The following is a 6,120-nucleotide window of genomic DNA, read 5'->3' on the forward strand; positions in this document are numbered from 1 at the left end:
GAACAGTATCAAAAAAGGCTGGAACTATGTTAAGTCAGGTCTTAATTGGGCTGGCAGACAAATTAGTAGAGGCGTTAATTGGGTTGGCAGACAGATTAGTAGAGGCGTTAATTGGGTTGGCAGACAGATTGATAGAGGCATTAACTGGGTTGGCAGACAGATTGATAGAGGTGTTAACTGGGTCAGCACCCAATTCAATCGCGCATCGAATTGGCTTGGCAGACAGTGGAATAAGGTTCAAACGGCCTACAATAGTACAGTCGATTATGTTCAAACGAAATACCAGCAAGCACAAGCTCGTATTCAAGAACTACACTATCAAGCAATTCGTACTGCCTATGCTGTGGCAATAGGATTTAAGGCCTCCCCTACAATCCGAGAAGGCAAGAACCTTCTTCGTAACTGGAATCCGGCTCTACTGAACACATTGAAGCATATATGTGATCCAAAAACGACTAAGGCTTCAGATAGGGCAGGAAATAAGGTCAACTCGGTTGATGATTATAGTGTTTCAGCATATGAGTTTAAACAAAATCTTAAAAAACAATATGGTTTTGATGAACAAACTTCAGATTTATTGTGGAAATTATATAAAAACATTGAAAAAACAGAAGGTGGAAATACTGATTATATCTATAATCGTTTAGTAGGTGGAATCATTTATAACGATGAGAATGCAAAATGGAACGGTAGTATTACTGGAGTGCCACAATACCTTAAAGATAGTATAAAATGGAATGGGACTGCTGGACTGGGTTCGGTATATGGAGCTAAAAGTTATCACACCATAGAAGAACAAATGAACCGCTTCGGATTGTCTGGAGAGGAATATAAGCTAATACAAGCTGGGATAGACGTACAGCACAGGAGAGCCACTAATGAGGGTGAGACTGTTACAGATTTTGCCCATCAAAGTATTACTACTGCAACTAATTTATACGATAATAAATGGCGCCTTGCGAATTTTGAAGGGCTTAGAAAAGGACATTGGGGCAATAGTCACCAACATATTAATGATCTATCTGGTTGGCTAGGTGATGTGACAATCGGTAATCCTCCAAGTATGAATATCCCAGATTATAAGGCAGATCTTGATGCGGTTAATATTACATCTATCATGAAAAATCAGAGAATATCCTATGTTGCAGCTACTAATCAATACTATGATCAACTTTCTACTAATAGCTACTCACGTGAATCGGAGTTCTTGAAGAATGTGGGTGGGATGAACCATGTTAAAGAACAAATTTATAAAGAGGCAGGAATCAATCATCAGGATGATACCCAAGCAATGGAGATGTTAAAAGAGAAGAACAATGTTGCTTATCAGTTTATCCAAGATTTAAGTAAGGAAAAAGGTAAATGAAAAAAATTTTAAAAATCCTAGTCATAACTGTATTAGTTTTTCTAACTTTGTTTGGTTTATATCGTTTGTATCAAAAGAATTATTATAAAGGAGTGTATGAATCTTTAAGTAATGTCTTTTTAGAGATGAACTATGCAGAAACCCATAGTGGTATTTTACCTGGACTTGCTGATTTTAGCAAAGCAGTTGACGGAGGCCAATCATATCGCGATAAGGACATTACAGTTGGTATGAGTCTTGAATCAGGCTTATCTGAAGGTGAAACTATATTAGTGTATGTAGGTATTGAAGAAACATTTCTAATTGAGTATAGGCGGACGTTACCTGACGGTAGATATCTTTTTATTGACTATGATTATAGCGATAAAATACTCAAACAAACTATTGAGGTTTCAGAATCTGATCAATCATTAGCATACGGATTGACCGGTTATCGTATAGAAATAAAGACTAGAGGAGAACTTGATTTAGCATCATATTTGAAAATTTCCTATGGTTTTAGTTCGACTAAAGGTTTACCAAGTTTTCAGCTAACAGATCCCAACGAAGTACTAGAGTATTTAAAGCCTTATGGGATTGATGAAGCTTGGATTAAAGAAAAATCCCACTTCATGCTCTATGATGTCGTTCTAGAACGCTGGTTTAAAAATGGTAGTCAACGGTACTCAGTTGATAATCTTGGGGATGTAGAGATTGTGCCACTAAGTTTTTCTGAATAGAGTAACCGATTTTTAGGCTCTCAGTATTTAGTTGCTCTATATTGAACGGCTATCTTCTGTTGTGATAGAAACAAGAAAAAACTCTCGGGGATGAATTTCTTCGAGAGTTTTATGTTCATACCTAGAAAAGCAAGAGGGTCAAGTCCTCTATACCTATGATGCGGATGGCCGTCGGGTGTCTATGAGTGACCTGACAGGAACTAGTCAGTACGCGACTAACGAAGAAGGCGAGATCACTGGCGTTCGTCAGGGAGATGGTAGCCTGATCCAGTACGAGTATGATGCTTATGGCAATATCTCGAAGATGATTTACCCAGATGGTAGCACAGTCTCCTATACTTACGATGAACTGGATCGCCTGACTTCCGTGACCGATGTTAAGGGACAAAAAACCACCTATAGCTATAACACAGCAGGGGATATGACGGAGGTTGTTCGAGGAGATGGAACCAAGAGCTTCTTGACCTATGACAAGGCTCACCGTCTCATCGAACTCCGTCACATGGACAAGCTGGATAAGCTCATCTCCAGCTATGGCTATGAGTATGACGATGGAGGCTATATCGCCAAGGAAACCATTAAGCAGGATGGCGAAACCCTAGTCCATACCTACACATACGATACTCTAGGTCAAGTGGAAAACATGACGGTATCGGATGGAGCTGGTAAGGAACTCTCCAAGCTCTCCTACACCTATGACCTAGCGGGCAATAAACTGACCAGCACTGAGACAGTCGATGGTAAGGAGAGCCAGACACGCTTCACCTATGATGACCATAACCGCTTGACCAAACTGGAAGGTCCAGATGGTACCATCACCTATACCTACGACAAGAATGGCAATCGCATCGCTTCTGAGAAGAACTCAGAGAAGCTAAACTATATCTATGATACAGAGAATCGCTTGCTTGCGATCAAGGACAAGAAGGGCCTTCTCATGGCTGCGCTTTATGATGGGGATGATAACCGTGTCTTCACCGCCAGTCGTAAGGAAGGCAAGAACACCTATCAGCTCTTCCAACGCAGGCCAAAGGAAAGCAAGTCCGGTCGTAAGTCACCATACACAGCCCCAAGTGGGGACCAACACTCCCTCTTCTGGTATGGCTTTAGCCAGAATGTCCTCCAAGCCCTGTCTGCTTTACCACAGACGATAGGAAGCATCTGGCACAGCATCTTTGACGATGTGTCGACAGCCTACCACCAGAAAGTGGCTAAGGACCGAGCGACCAAGGAGGGGATCGTCGTCAACCCACCAGAACTTGGAAACTTACCGGGTCAGGGAGAAGTGACCTATGCCAGTCAGGTTCAGGACGTCCTCATCCCTTACACCACACGAGAGGATACCTACAACTACTACGAGGAACGCAACTATGTCAACGATGTCAATCGTGAACATACAGAAGTCCTCGAAACCTATGACCATGATGGCAAGGCTCGTGAGACCTATAGCTATGGCAAGGGAAGAACCAGCTACCTCAACAACCAAACAGGTGACAGTTACAACTACTTGACTAACCAATCAGGCTCTGTGACAGGTTTGACCAAGGATGGACAAGCCGTCGCATCCAGTCGCTATCATCTCTATGGGGCAAGCAAGGCAAGCACAGACACAACAGGCAATCCCTTTGCCTATAACGGTGAAGCTCGCGACGATACTGGACTTGACTATTTACGAGCAAGGTATTATGATAGTCAAGGAGGTACTTTCTTAACCGAGGATAGCTACCCAGGTGAGGCGACGGACCCTCTCAGCCAGAACCGCTACAGCTATGTGCAGAACAACCCCGTCAACTATACAGACCCGAGTGGACACTTCTGGAACAGTATCAAAAAAGGCTGGAACTATGTTAAAAAGACAGCCTCTAATGCTTGGAATGGTGTTAAACGAGTCGCCTCTAATACCTGGAATACGGTAAAAAGAGTGGCCTCAAACACCTGGAATAGTGTGAAGAGCTTCGCCTCCAAGGCTTGGAATGCGACTAAGAGTGCCTTTAACCACGCAACTAACTGGATCAGCACCCAATACAACCGTGCGGTTAATTGGGGTAGTCGACAGTGGAATAAGGTTCAAACGACCTACAATAGTGCCCGCGACTATGTACAAACGAAATACCAGCAAGCACAAGCTCGTATTCAAGAACTACGCTATCAAGCAATTCGTACTGCCTATGCTTTGGCAATAGGATTTAAGGCCTCTCCTACAATCCGAGAAGGCAAGAACCTTCTTCGTAACTGGAATACGGCTTTACAGAATACATTGAAGCACGTATGTAATCCAAAAACAATCGGTGCCTCCGATAAGGGAGAAACTAAAGTCCCATCTGTCGCAGATTTTAGAAAGTATGAAGATGCGGCAAGACATGGACTTAGACCGGATCAAAAAGAGCGAATTGATAGGATGACATTAGAGGAATATCTAAAAGCTCCCCCAATGACTCCTGAGGAAAATGCCTATGCATCTAATGTAAAATTTGCGAAGTTTAACCAAGAAAATAAAGCTACACTTCCAACTATAGCAGCTGAATTAATAGGCTGGAATAATGGAGAACGTTTAGTTACAGGGAAAGATCCACTAACGGGCGAAGACGCAAATCGTTGGGCGGCAGGTGCAGAGTTAGCTGTTGATATTGCAAGTAATTTCTATCCTATAGCTAAGGCTGGCAAATTAAGGAAACTTGAAAAAGCACTCGATGCAGTAGATGCAGTCAATGATGCTTCGAAAGCCACGAAGGCAGTGGATAAAGCGTCAGATGCTTCGAAAGCTACAAAGGCGGTGGACAAGGCGTCAGATGCTGGTAAGCTTTTTAATCCTCCTAAATTAGATAAATTATCTCCAAAAGAGATAGTTGACCTAAATATACAGGAGCTAAAAGGAAGGCTACCAGAAGGCTGGACATTCCATGAAAATAATGGGCGTGTTCATATTAAGGAAAATGGGAAAATGAGAGTGCGTATTGATCCACCTGATAATGTTGGTACAGATTATACTCATATGCATATTTATGATAAAAATGGGAAACCTTTAGATATTCATGGAAATAATGTTGATGTAAAAAGCCCTGCGGGACATATTCCTTGGGATAAATGGTAAGGAGGGAGCTATGTTACTATTTAATTTAATAACTAAACAAAAAGAGATTGCAGCAATAGATTATTGGGAAATGGGGATACTAGATTTAAAGATATCCTATTTTGGAGATGAAGTTTCTTTGTGCATAGAAGATTATCATAACAAAGAAAAATACTGGGAAATTAAGTTTTTAGTATGCGCAAAAGTAGAGTATAGCAATGATGCTTTAGATATTCAGTGGAGAAAAGATCAATACGTTAAAAATATGACTAGAGGAGAATTGCATCATCATGGTCAAGAAATTTCTTTACAAATTTATGAGGAGAATCCTGATTTTGTGAAGTGTATGGTTGATATTGGTTTGCTGCAAATGACAATTGTTTGTCGTGATATTCAGATAGAACATCTTGATTTAAAGGATGCTCATTTCTTTTGGCAGGATAATGAAACTCTAGAATAAGTAAAGTTTTGAGTTTAGATGATTGGAAATTATAAATTACTTTCACAAAGATAATTTGTGACTCAGTTCAATTACTAACTAGGGGAAATTTTCCCCTAGTTTATTTTATACTAGCCTCACAGTAGACAAGTGGGATAAGCTCATATCGCCAAAGAAACCATCAAGCAGGATGGTGAAACCCTCGTCCATACCTATACCTACGATACTCTAGGTCAAGTGGAAAACATGACCGTATCGGATGCATCTGGTAAGGAACTCTCCAAGCTCTCCTACACCTATGACCTAGCGGGTAATAAACTGACTAGCACCGAGACAGTCGATGGTAAGGAGAGCCAGACACGCTTTACCTACGATGACCATAACCGCTTGACCAAACTGGAAGGGCCAGATGGTACCATCACCTATACCTACGACAAGAATGGCAATCACATCGCTTCTGAGAAGAACTCAGAGAAGCTAGACTACATCTACGATACAGAGAATCGCTTGCTTGCGATCAAGGACA

General features: G+C 41.5%; 4 protein-coding genes and 1 pseudogene. All 5 read left to right on the forward strand.

Annotation, left to right across the window (positions count from 1 at the left end; genetic code table 11):
• Positions 1-1,366 (forward strand): annotated as a pseudogene (locus ACVC7S_RS08610) (hypothetical protein); the annotation flags it as partial.
• Positions 1,363-2,085: a TipC family immunity protein gene (locus ACVC7S_RS08615; protein ID WP_447266847.1), complete on the forward strand. Its 723-nt coding sequence runs from the start codon at positions 1,363-1,365 to the stop codon at positions 2,083-2,085. The pseudogene ACVC7S_RS08610 and the gene ACVC7S_RS08615, both read left to right, overlap by 4 nt.
• A gap of 181 nt (positions 2,086-2,266) precedes the next feature.
• Positions 2,267-5,176: an RHS repeat-associated core domain-containing protein gene (locus ACVC7S_RS08620; RefSeq protein ID WP_447266848.1), complete on the forward strand. Its 2,910-nt coding sequence runs from the start codon at positions 2,267-2,269 to the stop codon at positions 5,174-5,176.
• 10 nt (positions 5,177-5,186) lie between these two features.
• Positions 5,187-5,615, forward strand: a complete 429-nt coding sequence (locus ACVC7S_RS08625) for a hypothetical protein (RefSeq protein ID WP_447266849.1) — start codon at positions 5,187-5,189, stop codon at positions 5,613-5,615.
• Between the two features lie 225 nt (positions 5,616-5,840).
• On the forward strand, positions 5,841-6,120 hold a 280-nt coding region (locus ACVC7S_RS08630; protein WP_447266850.1), incomplete at its 3' end, for an RHS repeat domain-containing protein.

The sequence above is a fragment of the Streptococcus sp. Z556 genome (assembly GCF_053010225.1).